Below are 22,863 nucleotides of genomic sequence, written 5' to 3' on the forward strand. Positions count from 1 at the left end.
TTCATTGTCGGTGAGGTGAGCTGATTCGACCCTCCCCCACCGTCACGCAACCGTCATATCCATCTGCTGTGCTGGCGCCCATCGCCCATTCGCCCAAGGACCCGCGGCTATGTTTTGCGTGCTCAAACCTCACCGCTGGAAACTCGCCCTGCTGCTCATTGCCGCCAATGCCGGGCTGATCCTGCACCTGGCCTGCGGCGAGCTCAAAAGCTTCAGCGAATGGGTGTGGCTGGACATCATCGGCGAAGGCGGCTCGGCGCTGCTGGCCTTGGTGTGGCTGGGCCTGGTGCTGAAAAGCCGCCCCGCTGGGCGCGTTACCCATTACCTGGCGCTGGGGCTGTCGTGCATCTTTTTCTCGTGGTGGATCGACAGCCTCGACGAGTTCATCCGCCTGCCCGACAGCATCACGTGGGACCATTGGCTTGAATCCGGGCCGATGCCGGTGGGTATGATCCTGCTGACCATCGGCATCTACCATTGGCACCGCGAACAACTGGCAATCAGCGCGCAGATGGAAAAGCGCGAGCGGCTGTTTCGCGAGCACCGGCTGTTCGACAAACTCACGCCCCTGGGCGGTGCCGACTACCTCAAGCGCCAACTGGCCGACAGCTTGCGAGACAGCCGCGAACAGCAGCAACCACTGTCGCTGCTGGCGCTGGACCTGGACCACTTCGCGGCCATCAACCAGGCCTACGGACATGCCGAGGGCGACGCGGTGCTCCAGGCCCTCAGCCATTTGCTGCTGCTCAACCTGCGCCGCCAGGACTTGCTGTGCCGCCTGGCTGGCGACCGCTTTGTGGTGCTGCTGCCCAACACCGGCGAACGCCAGGCCAAGGAGCTCGCGCTGGAGTTGCAGCAAGCGGTGCATGGCCTGGCCCACAAGACCCGGCAACAGGGCGAACGCCTGCAACTGGCAGCGACCACGGCTGTGGTGATGGCCCTGGACGAGCCGCCCCACGACTTGCTCAAGCGCCTCAACCTCGCGTTGGCGCGGGCCAAGCAACCCCTTGCGAAAAGCGCCTGAGATGGCCGTGAAAACCAACTGGTATGAGGCCGACAGCCGCTTCATTCCAGGGCACAACCAGCCCGCTACGCTGATTGACCTGGCCTTGTCCCGGGACATCGACAGCCATCGTTTGCTGCGCGGCACCGGGCTGTTCCACGAGGACATCCTGGCCGGCACGGCGCGCTTGAGCCCGCAGCAGTTCCTGGCGCTGATCGGCAACAGTCGCAAGCTGCTGGATGCCGATGACAGCAGCTTCCTGTTCGGCCAGCGCTTGCTGCCCGGCTATTACGGCGCGGCCAGCCATGCCTTGGGCCATGCACAGAATCTGCATCAGGCGCTGGAGATCCTGATTCAACAGCAGGTGCTGCTCAGCCCGTTGGTCAGCCTGCAATTGGAACTCGATGAGCACCACGCCTACCTGTATTGGCTGGACAGTTGCGGGGCTGGCGAGCAGTGGCGGTTTCTGCTGGAAGCGAGCATGACCTCGCTGGTTGCCATGAGCCAATGGCTCAGCGGCGAGCGGCTGCCGTGGGTGTGCAGTTTCAGCCATGCCGAGCCGCGTTATGTCGAACAGTATTGGGTGCACCTGGGCGAAGACACGCGCTTCGAGCGCCCGCTGGACATGCTGTGCATCCCCCGCGAACACCTCACCCGCGCCTGGCCGGGGGCGTCGGCCACCGCCGGCCAGGTCGCGCGCCGGCAGGCCCGCGAACAGATCGAACAATTGGGCTTTGCCGGCAGTTTTCTCGATTGCCTCTACGACTACCTGCGCGAGCACGTGCGCCAACCGCCTAGCCTGGAACAGGCGGCCCAGGCCTTCGCCATGAGCCCGGCGACCCTCAAGCGCAAGCTGCACAAACACGACACCGGCTTTCAGCAGCAAGTAGACCGGGTGCGCAAACAAGTGGCGCTGCACCTGTACCAGGTCAAGGGTTACAGCAACGACGAAGTGGCGGCGTACCTGAACTTCAACGATGCGGCGAACTTTCGGCGTTCATTCAAGCGCTGGACCGGCAGCACGCCGAACCTGATCCGCCAGTTGTTCAGCAGCCGCTAGCCAGGCGCTCGCGCAGGAACTCCACCAGCGCCTGCACCGGCCGTGAGCTTTGCCGGTGCTGGGGGTACACCGCCGACAGGGTCAGGGCTTCGGGGGCGAAGTCATCAAGGAGGGTGATCAGGCGACCGTCCTTCAACGCATCGCCGACGATAAAGGTCGGCAAGTAAGTGACGCCCAGGCCAGCGATGGCGGTGTCACGCAACAGCTCGCCGTTATTGACCCGCATGCGACCGCTGACATTCAGCGCCTGTACCTTGCCCTTGAAGCGCCATTGCACTTGACGGCCATGGCCGTACGGCAAGCAGTCGTGTTGGGCCAGGTCGTCGGGTTGCACGGGAGTGCCGCGCAGGGCCAAGTAGTCGGGGCTGGCGCAATACACCCGCTGGATGCTGGCGATACGGCGGGCGATCAGGGTCGAATCTTCCAGGGTGCCAATGCGCAGCACCAGGTCGTAGCCTTCGCCGATCAGGTCGACGGGGCGGTCGCTGAGGTCGACTTCCACTGACACGTGGGGATGACGCTGCAAGAACAACGGCAACAGACAACCCAGGTGGGCCATCGCAAACGACAGCGGCGCGCTAAGGCGAATGGTACCGCGTGGCTCGCTGTTCTGGCCGGCGATGCCCTGCTCCACTTGCTCGACTTCACCGAGCAGGCGCAAGGCCGATTCGTAGTAACTCTGGCCCAGCGGCGTGACGTCCAGGCGGCGCGTGGAGCGGTTGAGCAGGCGCACGCCAAGGCGGTCTTCGAGCTGGATCAGGCGGCGGCTGACGAATTGCTTGGACAGCCCTAGTTGTTCGGCGGCGGCGGTAAAACTGCCGGACTCCATGACCTGGCAGAACAGGCGCATGTCTTCGAAGGGGTTCATTGTCGCTTCTCGGTGGACGATGGGCTGATTTATAACTGGATGGTCGCAACACCACAAATCAAATGTGGGAGGGGGCTTGCCCCCGATTGCGGTGTGTCAGTCTCAATAGCGTTGACTGAAGCACCACTATCGGGAGCAAGCCCCCTCCCACATTGATCACCTACAGGCTTGAAAACCGTTTACTTGGCAGTAAACGCCGAGTAGCTGTTCATCAGGTTGCGGTAGTTGGGGATGCGCGGCGACAGCAGGTTGGCCAGGCCTTCCATGTCGTTGCGCCAGTCCACTTGCAGCTCGCAGGCCACGGAGAACCAGTTCACCAGTTGCGCGCCGGCGGCGGTCATGCGGGCCCAGGCGGCCTGTTGTACGGTTTCGTTGAAGGTACCCGATGCGTCGGTGACCACGAACACCTCAAAGCCTTCGTCGAGGGCGCACAGGGTCGGGAACGCTACGCACACGTCGGTGACCACACCGGCAATGATGATCTGCTTGCGGCCGGTGGCCTTGACGGCCTTGACGAAATCTTCGTTATCCCAGGCGTTGATCTGGCCAGGACGCGGGATGTACGGCGCGTCCGGGAACAGTTCTTTCAACTCGGGCACCAGCGGACCATTCGGGCCGCTTTCAAAACTGGTGGTGAGGATGGTCGGCAGGTTGAAGAACTTGGCCACGTCGGCCAGGGCCAGCACGTTGTTCTTGAATTCGTTGGGGGAAAAATCCTGGACCAGGGAGATCAGGCCGGTCTGGTGATCGACCAACAGGACAACAGCATCGTCTTTGTTCAAGCGCTTGTACGTCATGGGTTAACTCCTTTGGTTTTTTTAAAAGGCAAAGCACGAGCAGCCAAACGCGCCCCAGAAACCCTGGAAGTCGCTGACCGGCACGCTGGAAAGACGGGCTTTCTCATGGCTGTGGGAATGCACGCCGCAAGGGCCGCTGCACTGGTGAACCTGGGCCTGGAGCGGTGAAGTCGCACGCCAGTGCCCCGGCACCTTGACCACCGGCGACCAGTCCGGCAGCACCGGCACGCGCGGCGGGGCGAAGTCTTCGAAGTCGCCGGCGCCGTACACCACCTTGCCGCCGACCACGGTGAGCAGCGACTCGATCCACTTGATGGCCTCTTCATCGACGCTGAAAAAGTCTGCCGACAATGCGGCGACGTCTGCCAGTTGGCCGACCTTGATCTGGCCTTTCTTGCCCTGTTCGGACGAGAACCAGGCACTGCCGTGGGTGAACAGCTCCAGCGCGGTAAGGCGCGGCAGGCCTTCGGCGTGCAGTTCCAGGCCGCCGACGGTGCGGCCGCTGACCATCCAATACAGCGAGGTCCACGGGTTGTAGCTCGACACCCGCGTGGCATCGGTGCCCGCGCCTACCGGCACGCCTTCGGCGAGCATGCGCTTGATCGGCGGCGTGGCTTCGGCGGCCTTGGCGCCATAGCGTTCTACGAAGTACTCACCCTGGAACGCCATGCGGTCCTGGATCGCAATACCGCCGCCCAAAGCTCGCACGCGCTCGATGTTTTGCGGGGTGATGGTTTCGGCGTGGTCGAAGAACCACGGCAGGCCATTGAACGGGATGTCGCGGTTGACCTTCTCGAACACGTCGAGCATGCGTGAGATGGATTCGTTGTACGTCGCATGCAGGCGGAACGGCCAGCGCTGCTCCACCAGATGACGCACCACCGGTTCCAGTTCCTGCTCCATGGTCAGCGGCAGGTCCGGGCGCGGCTCCAGGAAGTCTTCGAAGTCCGCCGCCGAGAACACCAGCATCTCGCCGGCGCCGTTGTGGCGCAGGTAGTCGTCGCCCTGGTGCAGGGTGACGCTGCCGGTCCAGTTCTTGAAGTCGCTGAGTTCTTCCTTGGGCTTCTGGGTGAACAAGTTGTAGGCGATGCGCACCGTCAGTTGTTCGTCCTTGGCCAGTTGCTCGATCACCGCGTAGTCATCGGGGTAATTCTGGAAACCACCGCCAGCGTCGATCGCGCTGGTGAGGCCGAGGCGATTGAGTTCACGCATGAACTGGCGCGTGGAGTTGACCTGGTATTCCAGCGGCAGTTTCGGGCCTTTGGCCAAGGTCGAGTAGAGGATCATCGCGTTGGGTCGCGCCACCAGCATGCCGGTGGGGTTGCCGTTGCTGTCGCGCACGATCTCGCCGCCCGGCGGGTTCGGCGTGTCCTTGGTGTAGCCGGCCACACGCAGGGCGGCGCGGTTGAGCAAGGCGCGGTCGTACAGGTGCAGCACGAATACCGGGGTGTCCGGCGCGGCCTGGTTGAGTTCTTCCAGGGTCGGCATGCGTTTTTCGGCGAACTGGAATTCGTTCCAGCCACCCACTACGCGCACCCATTGCGGCGTTGGCGTGCGGTCGGCCTGATCCTTGAGCATGCGCAGGGCATCGGCCAGGGACGGCACGCCTTCCCAGCGCAGTTCGAGGTTGTAGTTCAACCCGCCACGGATCAGGTGCAGGTGGGAGTCGTTGAGGCCGGGGATGACCGTACGCCCCTTAAGGTCGATGACCTGAGTACCGCTGCCACGCAGGGCCATAGCCTCGCCGTCGGTGCCGACGGCGACGAAGCGGCCTTGATGGATGGCGACGGCGGTTGCGCGTGGGTTTTCTCGATCCACAGTGTGGAACTGGCCATTGAACAGAATCAGATCGGCGTTCATAGGGTTTCCTTTACAGAGGCTTCAAGCCAGGGAGCGAACAGGCGAGTGGCCGCTGGCATCAGCAGGTACACCACCAGCAGCACGATGGTCAGGGTGACCAGGAACGTGGCGACCACATAGTTGGAGAGGAACGGGTGCAGGCGCAGGATCGGGCCCCACACAATCGGCACCAGCAGGGTCAGCGGCAGAATGACGAACAGGGTGACCACTGCCTGCTTCCAGCGCGGCGGCTTGGCGGCGCTGTCGGCCAGGGGCGCGAACCAGAATTCGTTGACCGCACCGATTTCGGTCTTGTCACCGTCCGCCAGCATCGGCGTGGCTTCGGCGATCAGGGCTTGGCGTTCGGGGGAGTCGAGCCAGGTTTGCAGGTCGTCAGTGGAGCGGTAGCGCAGCACGCAGGTGAACAGCGCCAGGCTGTTCTGTTTGCTGCGTACCACGTCGACACCCAAGTGCCCCGGACGCTCGCCGGCGATGCGCACGATACGGCGCAGCCAGGCTTCGTAATCGGCTTCCTGGCCTTGCTTGATCAGGTGTTTGACGACCAGGGTGACGACTTCGTCGGGCCCTGTTTTTGCTGCTGGGTCCATGGGGTGCCCCTCTGCCTTGAAGTTTCAGCGATGAGGGGAGTTTGCCGGGGACGGGGGCGGGAAAATTGGATGTACGTGCTGTTTAGGTCACCAGCCTTCTTTCAACATGCGCAGCTCCAGGTGCTGCAACAGCATGATGGTCTTGCCGTCGGCGATCTCGCCGCTGTGCACCATTGCCAGGGCCTGCTCGAAGCCCAGCTCCAGCACCTCGATGTCCTCGCCCTCCTCCTCCAGGCCGCCACCGCTGCCGGTGCGGTCGCCCGGCTGATACTCACCGATAAAAAAATGAATACGTTCGGTGACCGACCCAGGGCTCATGAACGCCGCATAGATCTTCTCTACCTGCCCCACGCGATAACCGGTCTCCTCCTCGGCCTCCAGGCGAATGCGCTCTTCGGGGCTGGCGTTGTCGAGCAGGCCCGCCGCCGCTTCAATCAGATAGCCGTGGTAGTCATTGACGAAGGTGGGCATGCGGAATTGGCGAATCAGCAACACGGTGCGTTGCGCACGGTTGTACAACAGGATGGTCGCGCCATTGCCGCGGTCATACACCTCGCGGGTCTGGGCTTGCCAGCTGCCGTCGCGGCGGCGCAGGTCGAAGCTGTATTTTTTCAGCAGGTACCAGTTGTCCGAGAGGGTTTCTTCGGCGGTGATGCGAACGGGGCTGTTGTCCATGGTCTGGCTCTTTATTCCAAGGAGTGATCGGGGTTCACGCTTGTTTGATGCGAGGCCACGCGGCCGCGACTTCTTCAGCACTGCCGGCGTGGATCCGCGCCAGGTTGCGCGGGTAAGCCACGCCAGGATTCTCAGTGAAGCGTGTTGCGGTGAATTGACCGTTGCTGGCGCGCAGGATGTAGCCCGTGTCCTCGCACAGCGTGGAGGCGAGAAACAATACCCCTGGGGTTACCCATTCCGGCTTGAGTTCGTCGGGTTCCTCGGTCACGCCCCACATCCGCGTCTTGGCCACCGGCGAGATCGCATTGACGCGGATGCCGGCCTCGGCGCCCTCATGGCTCAGGGCGTTCATGATCCCCAGTTGCGCCATCTTGCCAGCGCTGTAGGCCACCAGGCCGGTCTGCTCGTATTGTGCGTACATGGCGCGGTCGGATGTAGTGAGGATAATGCGCGGCGCGGTTGAGTGCAGCAGGTGCGGCCACGCGTGCTTGCACAGCCAGAGTGGCGCGTAGAGGTTGATGTCCATGGCCCGCTGCAGGAATGCGGCATCCAGCTCTTGGATGTTCTGGTAACCCACCCAACCGGCGTTGTGAATCAGGATGTCGAGTTGACCGAATGCCTCAATGGCGTACGCAACCAGTTGCTGGCAGCCCTCGCTGGTGGACAGGTCACCGCCATGTCCGATCACCGCGAGCCCTTCGGCCTGCAAGGCCTGCGCCGCCGCCTGGACCACCGAGGCATCGTTGCCGGCGCCCACCTTGTCGGCGCCGATATCGCTGATCACCACCCGGGCACCGCCCAGGGCCAGCGCCCGTGCATAACTGAGTCCCAACCCGCGCGCACCGCCAGTGACGATGGCGGTTTTACCTGTGAAATCCATGTGCTTGCTCTCCTGTTTGGCCGCCTACCCTAACAACCTGTGCAGGGGTCGTTCAATGCTGTAACACTTTGCAAGCAATCACCCTGGACAGCCGTCGAATTTATACCAGCCCGTGTAGGCCATCTGGTAAAACCACAGCTTCACCTTTGCCCTGGAACCTTCATGCCCTCTCGTTTTATGTCGCGCCTGAGCCTGCGCTGGTTGCCCCTGCTGTGCATGGCGTTGTTGATCGTCGGCCTGCCGGTGGGCTGCAGCGTGCTGCAACACAAGGAACGCGAACTGGTGTTTCGCATCGAACCCGGCACCGCCAGTTGGTACAGCGGCTTGCCCAAGGCGGTGCAAGAGTTCGAACTCAAGCCCGCCAGTTTCAAATCGGGGCAGAACATTCATGGCTGGTGGTACCCGGCGGACAAGAAGGACGCGCCGGCGATCCTGTATCTGCACGGCGTGCGCTGGAACCTCACCGGGCAGTTGTTTCGCATCGAGCAATTGCACGCATTGGGCTATTCGGTACTGGCCATCGACTACCGCGGCTTTGGCCAAAGCCGTGGCGATCTGCCGTCGGAAACTACCGTATACGAAGATGCGCGCATCGCCTGGGAGCGCTTCCAGGTACTGCAACCCGACCCGAGCAAGCGCCTGATCTACGGGCATTCCCTGGGCGGCGCGGTCGCCATCGACCTGGCCGCCGAGTTGGGCAAGCAAAAGCCGCTACCGGTACGCGGGTTGGTGATTGAGTCCACCTTCACCTCCCTGGCGGATGTGGCCACGGCGGTGGCAAACACCTCGTTGCCGGTGCGCTGGTTGCTGTCGCAGAAGTTTGATTCCATCGACAAGATCGCCGATATCCACATGCCATTGCTGGTGGTGCACGGGCTGGACGACCGCTATGTGCCGCCGCGTTTCAGCCAGCAATTGTTTGAGGCCGCCCAGGAACCCAAACGGCTGTTACTGGTGCCCGGCGCCAGCCATAACAACAGCATGAGCCTGGCCGGGCGCAGTTATCGCCAGGCACTCGACAACCTGATGCAGGCCAGGATGCCGGCCCAGGTTGTGACGCACTCCACAGGGCGTAACGGCGACTCATAAAACGCCTTTTCGGCACTGGGTTCGCGCTTGGCTGTCAAGCGCCAACCCTGCCCATATTGGGCCTCGCCGAAAGTTGATCAAATATTGACCTTGGGCTAAATCGCCATACCCGCCGGGGTCTTGCAAAGTTATCCACAGAGATACCCACGGTTTTCGTGGACAACTCTTTTCGTATTTTTACGATTTTTTTGCTCAGGCGATGCGTTCGGGAAAGGTCCCCGGCAGCAAAATCTCACGGTTCACATCGCGTATATCGTTATAGCCACACAGTGCCATCGACACGTCCAATTCACGGGCGATGATGTCAAGTGCCTTGGTCACGCCCGCCTCGCCCATCGCCCCCAACCCGTACAAGTGCGGGCGACCGATCATGGTGCCTTTGGCGCCGAGTGCCATCGCCTTGAGCACGTCCTGGCCGGAACGAATGCCACCGTCGAGCCACACCTCGATACGCTCGCCCACTGCGTCGACAATCGCTGGCAACTGGCTGATGCTCGACGGTGCGCCATCCAACTGACGGCCGCCATGATTGCTCACCACCAGGGCATCCGCACCGGAATCGGCCGCCAGGCGTGCGTCTTCCACATCGAGGATACCCTTGATGATCAGCTTGCCGCCCCAGCACTTCTTGATCCATTCCACATCGTCCCAGCTCAGGCGCGGATCGAACTGCTGGGCGGTCCAGGACGACAGTGAACTCATGTCCGCCACGCCTTTCACATGCCCGACGATGTTGCCGAAACCGCGACGCCGGGTGCCGAGCATGCCCATCACCCAACGCGGTTTGGTCGCCATGTTGAGCAGATTCGGCAAGGTCAGTTTCGGCGGCGCCGACAGGCCGTTGATCAAGTCCTTGTGCCGTTGCCCGAGGATCTGCAAGTCCAGGGTCAGCACCAATGCATCCACACCGGCAGCCTTGGCGCGTTCGATCAGTTGCTCGACAAAGGCGCGGTCGCGCATCACGTACAGCTGGAACCAGAACGGCTGGCCTACCTGCTCGGCGATGTCTTCCAGGGAGCAGATACTCATGGTCGACAAGGTGTAGCGCAGGCCAAACCTGGCGGCCGCACGGGCGGTGAGAATCTCGCCATCGGCATGCTGCATGCCCGCCAGGCCGGTAGGCGCAAGGGCCACCGGCATGGCCATGTGCTGGCCGATCATGGTGCTGCGGATCGAGCGCTCATCGATGTTGCGCGCCACCCGCTGGCGGAATTTGATCCGGGCAAAATCGCTTTCATTCGCCCGGTAGGTGCTCTCAGTCCAGGAGCCGGAATCGGCGTAATCGTAGAACATCCTTGGGACACGTTTTTGCGCGAGCCTGCGTAAATCTTCGATGGTTGTGATCAACGACATCTAGGTCACCTCTCCCTGAACTGAGCCCAGAGAGTAACCGCCCATCCGCTGCGCAACCAGCGATTGCGTTTAGAACGGCGGACGGATAATCTTGCACAAACCAGCAAAAAAGCGCACAAACATGCACAGCACTCATCACGCTATCGACCTGCCTTCCCTGCGCAAGCAAAAGATCCTGTTGCTGCTGGAACGCGACGGTAAAGTCACCGCATCAGAATTGGTCGAGCACTTTGCCGTGTCCCAGGACACCATCCGCCGCGACCTCGGCGAACTCGCCGCCGCCGGCCTGCTGCAACGCGTACACGGCGGCGCCCTGCCCCGGCCCAAGGACACTGGCAAAGATTTTTTCACCCGGGTCGGCGAAACCAATGACACCAAGCGCCAACTCGCGCAGCTGGCGGCGGACCGCGTGGAAGACGGCCAGATTGTGCTGTTCGACTCAGGCTCCACCACGCTGCAGATCGCTCAGTCACTGCCCCGCTCAATCAGCCTGACCGTAGTCACGACCTCGCCGATGATCGCCATCGCCCTCGCCGATCATCCCAACGTTAAGATGATCCTGGCCGGTGGTCAGCTCAACCCGGCCACCCTGTCCACCGGTGGCCACGAAGCCGTGCGCCTGATCCAGAGCATCAAAGCTGATCTGCTGTTTACCGGCGTATGCGCATTGCATCCAGAGGTGGGCATCAGCTCACTGCATTTTGATGAAGTGGCGGTCAAGCAAGCGTTGCTCGACAGTGCGTCCCACGTGGTTGCGGTGACTATGGCGGATAAACTTGGCGCTGTGGAGCCGTTTGTGGTGGCGCCGTGCAACCGGATTCACACGCTTATCACCGAGTGGCACGTGCCTAGTGTCGAGGCGTATGAGCAACTGGGGCTGGACGTCCTGCGGGTTGAGGGTTAACGCCTGCTCACTGTCGACGCTGCGCTGGCATCTCGCGTTTAGGCCCGAATGCCGCCCAGGCAATCAAACCGAACAATGGCACAAAGATCAGGATCACCAGCCACAAGCCTTTGCTTTCCCAACCACTGGTGCTGCGCAATACCGTATTGATTGCCCACAGTTCCAAGAGCAGCAGAATCACCGCCAAACCGATCCAGACATATTCTATTTGCATGATTCACCTCCTGAGGTCGTATGCATTAGGTCAAGCATCCGCCGTGAGGGTTCATTAAAATTTGCCGGTGGGGTCACGGGGGGTGCGCGCGCCAGGCGTTCCGAAGGTTGCTGTTCCAGGCGCGTGTCTGATCACGCAAAGTGGGCCCTAAGAGAGTTGATAAGCCACCTTTAGTGCGTTATTGGGACCAATGATGCCGTCTTGTCGGCCGCCATAATCGACCGAGTCCAGGTAACCCACCAGGCCAGGGCGAATGAGCACTTCCCGGGCCAGCAACGTCATGTTGTCGACAGACTGGACCCCCACCATCGCGCGGCCTGCAACATCCTGGATCCTGGACGTCGTAGCCATCCCGGTCATCGGGTCCTTGAACACGTTGAAGTTGTTGTGAAACGCCAACGCCAGCGTTTGGTCCGGCACACTTTTGTAAACGTTATGGGGCGAAGGGTGGACCGGTTGCGGCTGAGGGTAAGGTTGAGTGGAGCTCGGTGGGCGACTCTCGCAAGGTTGCGGATAAGCTGGCGGCCGACCATGGCAAGGTTGCGGATAGACCGGCGGCCGGTCATGGCAGGGCTGAGGATAGGGTTTTGGCCCGCCATTACAGGACGAGAGTTGTTCAGCCGCCATGCGCGGGGTATGGCGGCCGATGATGCCGTCGCGCCGACCGTAGTCATCCACCGAGTCCAATGCATTTCCCACCTGAGGGCGCCTGAGAATCTCGCTGGCCAACATCTTTTCGTTGTCCCTGTGCGGGTTGCCAGTCATCGGCCTGTTGGCCACCTCATGGATCCGCCTCATCGAGGCATTTGGGCTGTCCCACTCCCTGAACGCATCAAAGTTTCTGTCAAACGCTAACGCCAGGTCAGCATCCGAATGGCGCGCATATTGGTTATGGCCCAACGCGGGGCCGTGGCCTGGCCCACACGAAACAGTCTGGCTATGAGAGTAACTCGCGGTATAGGTATTGGACATATTTCAATCTCCTGATGTTATGGCACGTGCGTTCCCCAATCTATCCATTTGACCAAGCTCAACTCAGGCAGCGTTATGTCTTGGCAAATTACAAATAGATTACAGATAGGTGGTCTGCCCAATACCGCCAGTTCCCCCTGCCCGGGCATAGAACGTCAAAAGACTCATCACGCCTGGCCTGATGCCGGTCAAGGCACCGGCAACCAACCACTGAAGCCGCCTTGGGCTGTCAGCGAGCACCACACGAAGTCACCTGGCGCAGGCGGCAAGGCCGGCTGTTCGAGGCCCTCGCCCGCCGCCTGTTTCCAGTCGAATACCCTGAGCCCTTGCCAGGCCAGGACCACACCCTGCGCCTGGCTGTCATCGGTGATGACCCAACGCGCCGCCGCCGCAGCCATGAACGCTTCGATAGGTTCATCGTCGATTTGCGCGCGATACGGCGAGCCGAGCAGCCAGCGGCACACATTCAGGTGATAGGTCCAATCCTGCGCGGGTTGATTGCGATAGGCCCATGTCATAAAGCTGCGGAACAGGTTCAAGCCTTCGGGCGGGTCGAGTTTGAGCAGCGCCGGGCAGATATCGAACAGGGTATGCCAGTAGGGCAAAAGGCGTGCATCCAGGTGCACGAAACAACGGGAGTTACTCGGGTATTCAGCCCGCGCCGGTTCCGCGCGCAGGCGACGAGACGCTTTGCTGACCAGGCGACTGGCGCCTGCAGGCAATTGATGGTTCATGAAACGCACTCACAGTCGTGACGATCGAACGCCTCCTGATCACAGGAGGCCCAAGGCACACGTCAGACTGCGGGGGAAGCGCGGGGGTTGGCCGAGGGCCAGGCATGGCGCGGCGGCGCCTTGTTACGTTGTTCGTGGGCTGGACGCGGAGTTTGTCCAAGGCCCAGCAACCACGCAAGGCCGATCAGGAACACCAGGGCAACCGTCAGGGCCGCGCAGACCGGGCAGGCAAAGTAGTTCGAGATGTTGCCGGAGGACGGGCTGCTCAACCCTTTGTCGGAAAGTGGCGCCTGCTTGCCGTCCACCGAACAGAACGCGCCGCCGATGCCATTGAGCTGTTGGCCCATCATCTGACCATGGCCCAAACCGCACACGAACAGGTTCATCAGCACGCAGAAGTACAGGGTCCAGACGATCAGCGAACGGTCGGGGTGGCTCGATTTCATGGCGGCGACTCTACCACCGAAGCTACAAAGGGATGAAATACGGCGGCCCCCTGTGGCAGAACGTCGCAGATTACGTGCCATCGCCAGGGTTGGTAGACTTGGCGCCCTCCTCGTTTACTCCTTTTCAAAGCCTGATGTGTAGATCCAGAGCAATGCAGGCGTTTCACAGGATGCACAGTTGATGAGTACGTTATTCACCCGCCGCAAGGTCCTCAGCGGCATGGGCCTGCTGGGTCTTGGCCTGCTGACCGGTTGCGACAACAGCCCCAGGTTGAACTTCAAGTACGGCAAGGACTTGAGCGACAAGATCATGGGCCGCACCTTCAAGCTCAAGAACACCGAGGGTGACACGGTCACCCTCAGTTCCTACCGTGGCCTGATGCCGGTGGTGTTCTTCGGCTTCACCCAATGCCCGGCTGTGTGCCCGACCACCCTCGCCCGCGCCGCCCAGGCCAAGAAGCTGATGGGCCGCGACGGCGAGATCATGCAGGTGATCTTCATCACCCTGGACCCGGAACGCGACACGCCGCAGATTCTCGACAAGTACGTCAAGGCCTTCGACCCAAGCTTCGAAGCGCTGTACGGCACCCCGGAAGAAATCGCCGTGGCCGCCAAGGAATTCGGGATCTTTTATGAAAAGATTCCCGCCGGCGACACTTACACCCTGTCCCACACGGCCACCAGTTTTGTCTTCGACACGCGCGGCAACCTGCGCCTGGGCCTGCAAGCATCCCTTACCGCTCAAGAGTGCGCAGAAGACCTGCTCACCGTCATGGAGGTCTGCTAATGACTGCCGTTCAACACCTCAAATGCTTCACCTTCGGCATCGCCCTGCTGGGCTTCGCAGCGCACGCCAGCGCCCAGGTGCAAGTGACCGACGCCTGGGTACGCGCCTCGGTACCGGGCCAGCCATCCAGCGGCGCGTTCATGACCGTCACGGCCGACAGCGACAGCAAGCTGCTGCGCGTGGCATCGCCGGTGGCCAAGGACGTGCAGATCCATGAAATGAGCATGAAAGACGACGTCATGCGCATGGGTCCGGTGGACTCGGTGGCCCTGCCCGCTGGCAAGGCAGTCAAGCTCGACCCGAATGGCTACCACGTGATGCTGATGGGCCTGACCGGGCAGATCAAGGAAGGTGACCAGGTGCCGCTGACCCTGACCGTGGAAAACGCCCAAGGTGAAAAGCAGACGGTTGAAGTGACCGCAGCAGCGCGTGGTTTGGACGGCATGGACCATAGCCATATGGACCACAGCAAGATGCACTGAGACAGTATCGAGCGCTTTGTTGCCTGAATCACCGCTACCGCAGGCAAACCCAGAAGTAGAACAGGAAAAAGTAACCTGTGGCGAGGGAGCAAGCTTCCTCGCCACAGGTACAGTGTTCACCCAATCCGCTTGCGCATCGGGATACACGCCAACGCCAGCCCCGACGGAGAGTGGTAGATCGCCTGCTGTTCCCCCACATACCCGCACGCCCGATAGAAACTCGCCGCATTCAACGTGGCGTCCAGCACCACCTCGCCGATTTCCCGTGCCCGCGCAACGTCTTCAAGGTGATCCAGCATCGCCTTGCCGTACCCGCGCCCGGTGAATTGCGGCAGCACAAACAGTGCGCCCACCTCACGGTTATCGAGGTCGAGCATGCCGGTGGCAACGGGTTTGTCGTCTATCCAGCCCAGGTAAAACGGTTTTTCCATCAGCGCGCTGTAGCCGTCCTCGGCCTTGCCACGGGTCCAGAGCGCCATTTGTTCAGCCGTGTAGGCGCCGATGCACTGACTGCGGATGGCTTCGCGGCGGATGTCAAAAGCGGCGTTGGCGTCGTTGGGGGTGGCGCGTTTTATTTTAAGCATGGGGTCCTTCCTTCATGCATGTTCATTGCCCGCTCGGGTGAATGAATAACGGTCGATATCGGTGCGTAATTGCCAGCGCTGGCCTTGCCAATACCGGACCGTGCGGGTGATGTGTTTACAGTATGTTGATGCGATTTTAGCTGTGAAGAAACCCGCTTTGGCGGGTTTTCTGGTTTTGCGGTCTACACCCAGCCGAGGTCACTACCGGCAACACTTCCATGTACTTAACGCCTTGGCTGCCAGGAACCTTGCCCATTGAATCGGCTACTCACTGAGTCGATCAACCCCCTTAAACTTACAGGTAATTACCATGCAAGGTATTCAACCCGCTCCCGCTCCTTTCTCCAACACCTCGCCGACACTGCCAAAAGCACCCGAAGCGATGCGCATGCCTCCTGCGCCGAGCATGCCGGACCGAGACGTCATCCGAGTCATTGTCGCCGATGAAAATCTGTATCGAACGATGGAACTCTTTCACGAGCTCGCCAGACAGAACGGGATATCCAAGACCAGTGTGGGCGCTGGTAAACCCTATGTTGCTGACTACAACACCCCGGAACAAAAGGTGTGGCCGGTCAGCATCAAGTTTTTTCCAGACCGTCCCGATGACACATTCACCCCTGTGCACCTCGAAAACGTGAACAATTTCGGCAAACAGGTCAACGAAGCACTGAGTCGCGCCGGGATTGTCAAAGTAATCCCGGTAGACTGATGGAGTGGATGCCCCACTGATTCGGGCCGTCGATTAAACGGTGAACAAACCCGCCCTGGCGGGTTTTGTTCATTTGAGCAAGACAAGGACTTGATAACGAGGACAAGCCGCCAGACCGCGCCACAGGATGGTTTTGTATCTATCATGTAGTCTTTCGCTCCCCCCTCCAGGAACCCGTATGCCTGCCTTCACCTTGCGCAACGCCCTTCCCGCCGACGCCACCCGCTGCTTTGAAATTGAAATCACCGCCTATGAAGGCGACGAAGCCGCGACGCTGGAAAAAATTGCCACGCGCATCGCGCAGTACCCGCAAGGTTTCCTGATCCTGGAAGTCGATGACGAGGTAGTGGGCTTTATCAACTGCGGCTGCGCCCATGACGTGGTGATGTCTGACGAGGCTTTCAAGGAGTTGGTGGGGCATGCGCCCGAAGCGCCGAATGTGGTGATCATGTCGGTGGTCGTCGCCCCTGCGCATCAGGGCAAAGGCTACTCCAGGATGCTGATGACCGAGTTTGTGCAACGCATGCGCGCGATGGACAAGTGCACGATTCACCTGATGTGCAAGGAACAGCATGTGCCGTTGTACGCGCGCATGGGCTACACCTATGTCCAGCCGTCGCCCTCTGATCATGGCGGCATGGCGTGGCATGAGATGGTTATGATTTTTTAACGGGACTGATTAACAACCCGTCTTGTGTATCGCGTTCTATCGGCACAAAAAACCACTGACGATATAAATGAATGACAAGGTTTAAAAAACCGGGGACAACGCCAATATCTGACGCCGGATCTCACACTATGTACGGCTTTTTCAAGACACTGCCGATAGCCAGGCCCGGCATTTGCTGAACCTCTTGCACAACGGTTTCACGCCGTTACACCCGCTGAAAAGTGCCTCATTGAATAGCCATGCCTGCCTCTGTAGCCTGCGATGCAACCCGCCGAGCCGGGTTCTGATTGGTCTTTTCCCTACGCACAAGAGAGGTTAAGTGATGTCTTCAATCAATGGTTTCAGCCACCACGCAGCGAACTACCAGGCAATCCAAATAGAAGGGTTCGATAGCGACAAACCAAAGCACAACCCCCTGGATAAAACAGCCGGACACGATGCTGAAGTAATCAACAAACCAATGCGCAACCTCCTGGATAAAACAGCCGGGGACGATGCTGAAGTATTCGATCACATGACCCAAAGCTGGCAGCCCACCCGGGCAACCCCTGACGGCGACAGTCCATATGCCAAACTCGGTAAACCGTATCGCGAAGCGATAGACTTCGAGATCACGCCCAATATGATGAAAGGATTGAAATACATCTAAAACCACCTGGAAGCCGTAATGACTGAAACCCTCATTGAAATCAGCGATCAAGCCAACCCTGACGCCGAGCGCATCCTTGGCAGCGGCCTTGCTTCGTTCAATGAGGGCATCACCGGCTTCAACGATCGCCTCGCGCTGACGGTGCTGATCAAAGACCCGCACACCCGGCAAATTCTCGGTGGCATCACCGGCAAAACCACCCTGGGCATGGCCTTTCTCGACCTGTTCCACCTGCCCGAAACCCTGCGCGGCACGGGCCTCGGCAGCCGGTTGCTGCACGCCTTTGAGCACGAAGCCCGGCGTCGCGGCTGCGCGAACGCGGTGCTCTATACCCTCAGTTTTCAGGCCCCGGGGTTTTATGAAAAGCATGGGTGGGTGCGGTTCGGGGAGGTCCCATGTGAACCGGCAGGCAGCAGTCGCATATTTCTGTCCAAACGGCTGTAACGTTCTGGGTTTTGCCAGACAGCCGTTTGCAGCATGGCATCACGCAGAATAACGTCTGGTTACCAACTCCCCGACGCCCCGCCACCGCCGCTGGAGCCACCGCCCCCCGAGGAGCTGCTGGAGCTGCTGTCGGAACTGCTACTGGAACTCGACCCGCTGGAGCTCGAGCCGGCGCCACCGCCCGAACCCGAGCCCCCACTGGCGATGCTCTGTACAAACACGATAAACGCCACAAAGGAGGCCACTGGAATCGCCACGATCCAGCCCTGATACCCGCGCCCAAGCAGCGTCCCCGCTGCGACATAAATGGCCATGACTGCCAGCGCACGCAGGAGGAAAAAGCGCGGGCTCTTTTTCCAGGAGGCTTTGATGACGAAGAACAACCCGAGGTACAAGCCCAGCACCAACGCCCCGCCAAACGGCCACACCAGCCATTGGATATAACTGATCTCCACAAACCGATTGGCTATCACCACCCCAACGATATAGGCCAACAGACCTATCACGCAGTAGAACGCGGTGCGCGCCAGCCACAATGCGCCGAAGGTGGCGCCACCAATCAGGAGGGTCAACGGCAACACCAGCAGGTACATCGGCCATTCCCGGCCCCCGGCGAACACCACCAGCAACACGATGACGGCTACCGTCGTGATCAGTGCGCCACGCCAGCCCAGCTTGCGCGCGGCGATCAGCACGCCGCCGATGGCGCCAAAGACAAACGCCAGCAACACGGCGATGGCCTGGGGAGCACCCCCAGGCCCTGTCACCTGCGGCAGGTCACCGCCGTCCACCAGCACCACCAGATCGTTCACACCCTGGACCACACCACCGGCATAGTCGCCCTGGCGAAACGCCGGGATGATGTGTTCTTCAATGATGCGGTGGGCCAGCAGGTCGGTCACCGTGCCCTCCAAGCCATAGCCCACCTCGATGCGCACCTTGCGGTTGTCCTTGGCCACGACCAGCAGGATGCCGTCGTTGACGTCCATGCGTCCCAGTTTCCAGGCGCGGAACAGTTGGTTGGCGTAGCCCTCGATGCTCGCCTCGCCAATGGAGGGCACCAGCAACACCGCCACTTGGGCGCCTTTGCGCTGTTCGAGGCCGGCAAGCTGCTCTTTCAGACGAGTGGTGGTCTCGGCGTCCAGGGTGTTGGTGAGGTCGATCACCCGCTGATCGAGGGCCACGCCAATCGGTGAGGTGTCAGCCTGGGCGGTGATTAACGGGCTGGTGAGCACCAGTACCAACAGAACCGTGAGAGATTGCCGCAACCACCGCATCATGTTTGTTACCTGAAGTTTCGTCCTGAAGGCGCCGACTTTACCTTATCAGCGCTATAACGCGTGACCCCACGGCGCTGACTATCTAAACTGCCCCACACATAGCAATACGCCATAATCTCGGGATCCTCATGGACCTATGCCAGCGCAACAACGTCAACGTGATGGGTGAAGGGACCTCGACCCTCGTGTTTTCACATGGGTTTGGCTGCAACCAGGCCATGTGGGCCTACTTGGCGCCGCAGTTTGCAGAGCGCTTTCGCGTGGTGATGTATGACTTGGTAGGCGCTGGTCTCTCCGACCTGACGGCCTTCGACAAGACCAAGTACAACGCGCTGGAAGGCTACGCCCGCGACCTCAATGAGATCATCGACGCTTACGCACAAGGCCCGGTGATTCTAGTGGGCCATTCGGTCAGCGCCATGATCGGCACCCTCGCCGACCGCTTGGCCCCCGGCCGTGTCGCGGCCCATGTGATGATCGGCCCCTCGCCGCGCTATATCGACACCGAAGATTACGTCGGCGGCTTCAAGCGCGCCGATATCGACGACCTGCTCGACACCCTCGACAGCAACTACCTCGGTTGGTCCAGCGCAATGGCCCCGGTAATCATGGGGGCACCGGGGCAACCGGCGCTGAGTGACGAACTGACCGACAGCTTCTGCCGCACCGAGCCGGACATCGCCAAGCAATTCGCGCGCGTCACCTTCATGTCCGACAACCGCCAGGACGTGATCGGGTTGACTACCCCGGTGTTGATCCTGCAATCGAGTGACGACCTGATCGCCCCGGTGGCCGTGGGCGAATACCTGCACAGCGTGTTGCCCAACAGCACCTATTGCCTGGTGGCCAACGTCGGTCACTGCCCGCACATGAGCGCGCCGCAGGCCTGCGCGGCGGCGATGGACACGTTTCTCGCACCCTGGGCCGCCGCCCGTGCCCACTGAGTTGTTCGACAGCGCCGCCTGCGCCCTGGCCGTCACCACGCAAGACGGCACGATCCTGCAAGCCAACGCACGCTTCAGCGACTGGTTGGGGTTCAGCAACGCCGAGCTGTGCGGCCGACGCTTCCAGGACCTACTGACCATGGGCGGGCGGATCTTCCACCAAACCCATCTGGCGCCAATGCTGCGCATGCACGGCAGCGTCACCGAAGTGAAGCTGGACATGCTGCACCACGACGGTCACAAGGTCACCGTGCTGCTCAACGGCAACAAACGTGAACAGGCCGGTGTCGTGGTGTATGACCTGGCGCTGTTCGGCACCACCGACCGTGATAAGTACGAGCGTGAGTTGCTCAATGCGCGCAACCTGGCCGAAGCGCTGTTGCAGGAAAAAACCGCCACCGAACTGGCGCTGCAACAAGCCCAGGCCGACTTGAACGAGGCCTACGCCATTGCCCAGCGCCGCGCACTGTTTGCCGAGCAGATGGTGGCGATTGTCAGCCATGACCTGAAAAACCCGCTCACAGCGATCCGCATGGCCTCGGATTTTCTCCACCGTGGCGAGCGTACCGCCAAGGAACTCCAGCTCCTGGGGCATATCGGCCAGTCGTCCGAACGCGCCCAGCGCATGATTGCCGACCTGCTGGACTTCACCCAGGCCCGCGTCGGCCAGGGCATCAGCATCAAGGCGGCGCCGCTGGACCTGCATGAGGTGATTCATCGCGCGGTGGATGAGCTGCGTGTCGCGTTCCCCAAGGCGACCCTGGAGCATCACGCCCAAGGCACTGGCGACGCCTGCCTGGACGCCGACCGCGTGCAGCAGATCATCGGCAACCTGGTGGCCAACAGCGTGGCCTATGGCGACCTGCAACGACCGATCACCATCACCTCGCAGTTGGATAACGGTGCATGCGAAGTGGCCGTGCATAATTACGGCGCGGTCATTCCCGAGGCCTTGCTGGCGGTGCTGTTCGAGCCCATGACCCGTGGCACCGACCAGGGCAGCGACGTGCGCAGCGTGGGCCTGGGCCTGTATATCGTGCGCGAGTTGGCCAAGGTGCATGGCGGCGATGTGGCGGTGCGTTCCTGCGCCACGGGCGGCACCACGTTTACCGTGACGTTTCAGAACACGTAGGCAGTGCCCTGCATGATCGGCTCGACACTGCCGCTCAACACCACGCCACCCTGCCCGTCCCAGTGCACCGTGACCGTGCCACCGTCGCACTGCACCTGCACCGTGGCATCCAGCACACCGCGACGGATACCGTTGACCACCGCCCCGCAGCAGCACGAACCGGAACCCAGCGGCACACCACCGCCGCGCTCCCAGATGCGCAGGCGGATATGCCCACGGTCGAGCACCTGCACGAAATGCACATTGGTCTTGGCCGGGAACAGCGGATGAGCTTCCAGCGCGGGGCCGACGGCGGCCACATCGACGGCGTTGATGTCGTCGACAAAAAACGTGCAATGGGGATTGCCCATGCTGCACGCCGCCGGGCTGCCGTCGATCGGCAAGGTGCGCGTGTCAGTGGCCTCGGCCAACGGGACGGATGCCCAGTCCAACAACGGTTCACCCATGTTCACCGCCACCCGTCGCCCCGACTCGCGCACGCAGGTGAGCAGGCCACGGTCCGTGCGCAGCACCACCGAATCGCTGCCGGTTTCGTGCATCAAACGGTCGGCCACGCCGCGGGTGGCGCTGCCGCAGGTTTGCAGCGGTGTGCCGTTGGGGTTCCAGAACTTGATACGAGCCACGGCGTCTTCGCAATCAAGCACCACGGCCAGTTGATTGAAGCCAATGCCGGTGTGGCGATTGCCCAGGCGCCGGGCGAGCTGTGGGGTGATCGGATCGTCCAGGCCACGGCGGTCGACGATGATGAAGTCGTCGCCATGGGCGTGCATTTTTACGAACTGCAAGGGCATGGAGTGTCCTGGGGTCGACCTGTGGGGGAACTGGAGGATACCCTGAACCCGACCCACTGACCTATCGAAGGACCGAACCATGCTTATCGTCTTCAGCGGCTTGCCCGGCACCGGCAAAACCACGATTGCCCGCGAGCTGGCAATCGGTATCGACTCACGAATACGAACCTTGGGATGACGCGCCATTGGCGTTCGACACCGCCCGGATCAGTGCGGCGCAGGCGGTTGAAACGCTCCTCACACACCTGCGCCGTTGAGGGCTGCGCCACAAAAACCATCCAGTTGTTGATAACCATTATCAACCACAGCTAAACTCCGCGCCCTCCCACTTCCCAGTCTGTGCCACGCGGCACAGTCGCGCGCAGGCAGCTGACTCTCTTGGCGGATGAAAAACTCCAGCTTTACCTGACCCACCGGGCCGCGCTGCTGGACTATGCCGCGCCCATCGTGGGCTGCCGCGCCCGCGCCGAGGACGTGGTGCAGGAAGCCTGGCTGCGTTTCAGCGGCCAGGATGAACACACCGATATTCGCCACCCCGCCAGCTACCTGTACCGCATCGTGCGTAACCTCGCCCTGGACCTGACGCGCCGCACCGCCACCGAACGGGTGCAGCCCGGTGGCGACGAACTGCTCAACGAGTTGCCCTCCAGCAGCGCCTCCCCCGAACGCGAAGTGAGCAGCCAGAACGAACTGCAGGCTGTCTCCCGGGCCCTGGCCCAATTGCCGGAACGCACCCGTCGTGCGTTTGAAATGCATCGCCTGGGCGGCTTGACCTTGCAGCAGGTCGCGGCAGAGTTGGGGGTGTCGACGGCATTGGTGCATCAGTTGGTTCACGACGCGCTGCGTCATTGCATGGACTGCCTGGGGGCGGACGATGACTGATCGCGCCGAGACTTTTCTGAAAAAAACCGCGGCTGATGCGTCTTTTGCGGTGAAGGGCGAATCC

The 22,863-nt window shown here is 61.2% G+C and carries 28 protein-coding genes and 1 pseudogene; 14 read left to right on the forward strand and 15 right to left on the reverse strand.

The genetic code is table 11. The features are described from left to right. Positions 1 to 109: 109 nt before the first annotated feature. Together PspS35_RS16800 and PspS35_RS16805 are read left to right on the forward strand one after the other, a co-directional pair. Complete coding sequence (locus tag PspS35_RS16800; RefSeq protein ID WP_159935858.1) at positions 110 to 1,024, forward strand: GGDEF domain-containing protein; 915 nt, start codon at positions 110 to 112, stop codon at positions 1,022 to 1,024. Position 1,025: 1 nt separating this feature from the next. After that, the gene (locus PspS35_RS16805; protein ID WP_159935859.1) at positions 1,026 to 2,063 is read left to right on the forward strand and encodes an AraC family transcriptional regulator; all 1,038 of its coding nucleotides are present in this window, start codon (positions 1,026 to 1,028) and stop codon (positions 2,061 to 2,063) included. Here PspS35_RS16805 and PspS35_RS16810 read toward each other — a convergent pair. The 6 genes from PspS35_RS16810 to PspS35_RS16835 form a co-directional block, all read right to left on the reverse strand. Further along, a complete protein-coding gene (locus PspS35_RS16810) occupies positions 2,050 to 2,931 on the reverse strand; it encodes a LysR family transcriptional regulator (RefSeq protein WP_159935860.1) in 882 nt (293 codons plus the stop codon). The genes PspS35_RS16805 and PspS35_RS16810 overlap by 14 nt on opposite strands. 179 nt (positions 2,932 to 3,110) lie before the next feature. After that, positions 3,111 to 3,728 (reverse strand): isochorismate family cysteine hydrolase YcaC, encoded by a 618-nt coding sequence (gene ycaC / locus PspS35_RS16815; protein WP_159935861.1) that lies wholly within the window; start codon positions 3,726 to 3,728, stop codon positions 3,111 to 3,113. A gap of 21 nt (positions 3,729 to 3,749) precedes the next feature. Further along, entirely contained in the window at positions 3,750 to 5,588 is a 1,839-nt protein-coding gene (locus tag PspS35_RS16820; protein ID WP_159935862.1) for an amidohydrolase, read from the reverse strand. Then, positions 5,585 to 6,175: an antibiotic biosynthesis monooxygenase gene (locus PspS35_RS16825; RefSeq protein ID WP_159935863.1), complete on the reverse strand. Its 591-nt coding sequence runs from the start codon at positions 6,173 to 6,175 to the stop codon at positions 5,585 to 5,587. The genes PspS35_RS16820 and PspS35_RS16825 overlap by 4 nt, the downstream gene beginning before the upstream one ends. An 87-nt stretch (positions 6,176 to 6,262) precedes the next feature. Next, a complete protein-coding gene (locus PspS35_RS16830; protein WP_159935864.1) occupies positions 6,263 to 6,850 on the reverse strand; it encodes an NUDIX domain-containing protein in 588 nt (195 codons plus the stop codon). 34 nt (positions 6,851 to 6,884) lie between these two features. Next, complete coding sequence (locus PspS35_RS16835; RefSeq protein WP_159935865.1) at positions 6,885 to 7,730, reverse strand: SDR family oxidoreductase; 846 nt, start codon at positions 7,728 to 7,730, stop codon at positions 6,885 to 6,887. Positions 7,731 to 7,892: 162 nt separating this feature from the next. Here PspS35_RS16835 and PspS35_RS16840 point away from each other — a divergent pair, with 162 nt between their 5' ends. After that, complete coding sequence (locus PspS35_RS16840) at positions 7,893 to 8,819, forward strand: alpha/beta hydrolase (RefSeq protein WP_159935866.1); 927 nt, start codon at positions 7,893 to 7,895, stop codon at positions 8,817 to 8,819. Positions 8,820 to 9,011: 192 nt separating this feature from the next. Here the strand turns inward: PspS35_RS16840 and PspS35_RS16845 are convergent, their stop codons facing one another. Beyond that, entirely contained in the window at positions 9,012 to 10,172 is a 1,161-nt protein-coding gene (locus PspS35_RS16845; protein ID WP_159935872.1) for an alpha-hydroxy acid oxidase, read from the reverse strand. Between the two features lie 121 nt (positions 10,173 to 10,293). On the opposite strand from PspS35_RS16845, the gene PspS35_RS16850 reads away from it, so the two are divergent. After that, the gene (locus PspS35_RS16850) at positions 10,294 to 11,076 is read left to right on the forward strand and encodes a DeoR/GlpR family DNA-binding transcription regulator (protein WP_159935874.1); all 783 of its coding nucleotides are present in this window, start codon (positions 10,294 to 10,296) and stop codon (positions 11,074 to 11,076) included. A 7-nt stretch (positions 11,077 to 11,083) separates the two neighbouring features. On the opposite strand, the gene PspS35_RS16855 is transcribed toward PspS35_RS16850, so the two are convergent. From PspS35_RS16855 to PspS35_RS16870, 4 genes are all read right to left on the reverse strand, one after another. Next, positions 11,084 to 11,290, reverse strand: coding sequence for a PLD nuclease N-terminal domain-containing protein (locus PspS35_RS16855; RefSeq protein WP_159935875.1), 207 nt, complete (start codon positions 11,288 to 11,290; stop codon positions 11,084 to 11,086). 147 nt (positions 11,291 to 11,437) lie between these two features. Further along, a complete protein-coding gene (locus PspS35_RS16860) occupies positions 11,438 to 12,262 on the reverse strand; it encodes a hypothetical protein (RefSeq protein ID WP_159935876.1) in 825 nt (274 codons plus the stop codon). Positions 12,263 to 12,450: 188 nt separating this feature from the next. Further along, positions 12,451 to 12,996, reverse strand: coding sequence for a putative natural product biosynthesis protein (locus tag PspS35_RS16865; protein WP_159935877.1), 546 nt, complete (start codon positions 12,994 to 12,996; stop codon positions 12,451 to 12,453). Between the two features lie 62 nt (positions 12,997 to 13,058). Further along, on the reverse strand, positions 13,059 to 13,442 hold the full coding sequence (locus PspS35_RS16870; RefSeq protein ID WP_159935879.1) for a DUF2946 domain-containing protein: 384 nt from the start codon (positions 13,440 to 13,442) through the stop codon (positions 13,059 to 13,061). A gap of 181 nt (positions 13,443 to 13,623) precedes the next feature. Here PspS35_RS16870 and PspS35_RS16875 point away from each other — a divergent pair, with 181 nt between their 5' ends. Both PspS35_RS16875 and PspS35_RS16880 read left to right on the forward strand, forming a co-directional pair. After that, a complete protein-coding gene (locus PspS35_RS16875; RefSeq protein WP_159935880.1) occupies positions 13,624 to 14,229 on the forward strand; it encodes an SCO family protein in 606 nt (201 codons plus the stop codon). Then, positions 14,229 to 14,711, forward strand: a complete 483-nt coding sequence (locus PspS35_RS16880) for a copper chaperone PCu(A)C (protein WP_159935882.1) — start codon at positions 14,229 to 14,231, stop codon at positions 14,709 to 14,711. The genes PspS35_RS16875 and PspS35_RS16880 overlap by 1 nt, the downstream gene beginning before the upstream one ends. 116 nt (positions 14,712 to 14,827) lie before the next feature. On the opposite strand, the gene PspS35_RS16885 is transcribed toward PspS35_RS16880, so the two are convergent. Both PspS35_RS16885 and PspS35_RS30345 read right to left on the reverse strand, forming a co-directional pair. Then, positions 14,828 to 15,295 carry a GNAT family N-acetyltransferase gene (locus tag PspS35_RS16885; RefSeq protein WP_159935883.1) on the reverse strand — a complete coding sequence of 156 codons (468 nt, stop codon included), beginning with the start codon at positions 15,293 to 15,295 and terminating at the stop codon, positions 14,828 to 14,830. A gap of 12 nt (positions 15,296 to 15,307) precedes the next feature. Then, positions 15,308 to 15,391, reverse strand: a pseudogene (locus tag PspS35_RS30345) (GNAT family N-acetyltransferase); the annotation flags it as partial. Positions 15,392 to 15,605: 214 nt separating this feature from the next. On the opposite strand from PspS35_RS30345, the gene PspS35_RS16890 reads away from it, so the two are divergent. The 4 genes from PspS35_RS16890 to PspS35_RS16905 all read left to right on the forward strand — a co-directional run bounded on the left by PspS35_RS16890 (position 15,606) and on the right by PspS35_RS16905 (position 17,770). Beyond that, positions 15,606 to 16,007 carry a hypothetical protein gene (locus PspS35_RS16890; protein WP_159935884.1) on the forward strand — a complete coding sequence of 134 codons (402 nt, stop codon included), beginning with the start codon at positions 15,606 to 15,608 and terminating at the stop codon, positions 16,005 to 16,007. A gap of 178 nt (positions 16,008 to 16,185) precedes the next feature. Next, a complete protein-coding gene (locus tag PspS35_RS16895; protein WP_159935886.1) occupies positions 16,186 to 16,677 on the forward strand; it encodes a GNAT family N-acetyltransferase in 492 nt (163 codons plus the stop codon). Between the two features lie 322 nt (positions 16,678 to 16,999). After that, positions 17,000 to 17,326, forward strand: coding sequence for a hypothetical protein (locus PspS35_RS16900; RefSeq protein WP_159935887.1), 327 nt, complete (start codon positions 17,000 to 17,002; stop codon positions 17,324 to 17,326). 18 nt (positions 17,327 to 17,344) lie between these two features. Then, the gene (locus tag PspS35_RS16905; RefSeq protein WP_159935889.1) at positions 17,345 to 17,770 is read left to right on the forward strand and encodes a GNAT family N-acetyltransferase; all 426 of its coding nucleotides are present in this window, start codon (positions 17,345 to 17,347) and stop codon (positions 17,768 to 17,770) included. A gap of 59 nt (positions 17,771 to 17,829) precedes the next feature. Here the strand turns inward: PspS35_RS16905 and PspS35_RS16910 are convergent, their stop codons facing one another. Continuing rightward, positions 17,830 to 19,050: a TPM domain-containing protein gene (locus tag PspS35_RS16910; protein ID WP_159935891.1), complete on the reverse strand. Its 1,221-nt coding sequence runs from the start codon at positions 19,048 to 19,050 to the stop codon at positions 17,830 to 17,832. Between the two features lie 128 nt (positions 19,051 to 19,178). Between PspS35_RS16910 and PspS35_RS16915 the strand changes: the two genes are divergently transcribed. Together PspS35_RS16915 and PspS35_RS16920 are read left to right on the forward strand one after the other, a co-directional pair. After that, complete coding sequence (locus tag PspS35_RS16915; RefSeq protein ID WP_159935892.1) at positions 19,179 to 19,994, forward strand: alpha/beta hydrolase; 816 nt, start codon at positions 19,179 to 19,181, stop codon at positions 19,992 to 19,994. Next, the gene (locus PspS35_RS16920) at positions 19,984 to 21,126 is read left to right on the forward strand and encodes a PAS domain-containing sensor histidine kinase (RefSeq protein WP_159935894.1); all 1,143 of its coding nucleotides are present in this window, start codon (positions 19,984 to 19,986) and stop codon (positions 21,124 to 21,126) included. Before PspS35_RS16915 ends, PspS35_RS16920 begins: the two co-directional genes overlap by 11 nt. Here PspS35_RS16920 and dapF read toward each other — a convergent pair. After that, a complete protein-coding gene (gene dapF, locus PspS35_RS16925) occupies positions 21,114 to 21,917 on the reverse strand; it encodes a diaminopimelate epimerase (RefSeq protein ID WP_159935896.1) in 804 nt (267 codons plus the stop codon). The two genes, PspS35_RS16920 and dapF, sit on opposite strands and share 13 nt — an antisense overlap. Before the next feature lie 79 nt (positions 21,918 to 21,996). Between dapF and PspS35_RS30610 the strand changes: the two genes are divergently transcribed. Together PspS35_RS30610 and PspS35_RS16935 are read left to right on the forward strand one after the other, a co-directional pair. After that, positions 21,997 to 22,095: an AAA family ATPase gene (locus tag PspS35_RS30610; protein ID WP_342795410.1), complete on the forward strand. Its 99-nt coding sequence runs from the start codon at positions 21,997 to 21,999 to the stop codon at positions 22,093 to 22,095. A 200-nt stretch (positions 22,096 to 22,295) separates the two neighbouring features. Beyond that, complete coding sequence (locus PspS35_RS16935; protein ID WP_159935897.1) at positions 22,296 to 22,799, forward strand: sigma-70 family RNA polymerase sigma factor; 504 nt, start codon at positions 22,296 to 22,298, stop codon at positions 22,797 to 22,799. Positions 22,800 to 22,863 lie beyond the last annotated feature (64 nt).

Source organism: Pseudomonas sp. S35 (assembly GCF_009866765.1).
Lineage (GTDB): Bacteria > Pseudomonadota > Gammaproteobacteria > Pseudomonadales > Pseudomonadaceae > Aquipseudomonas.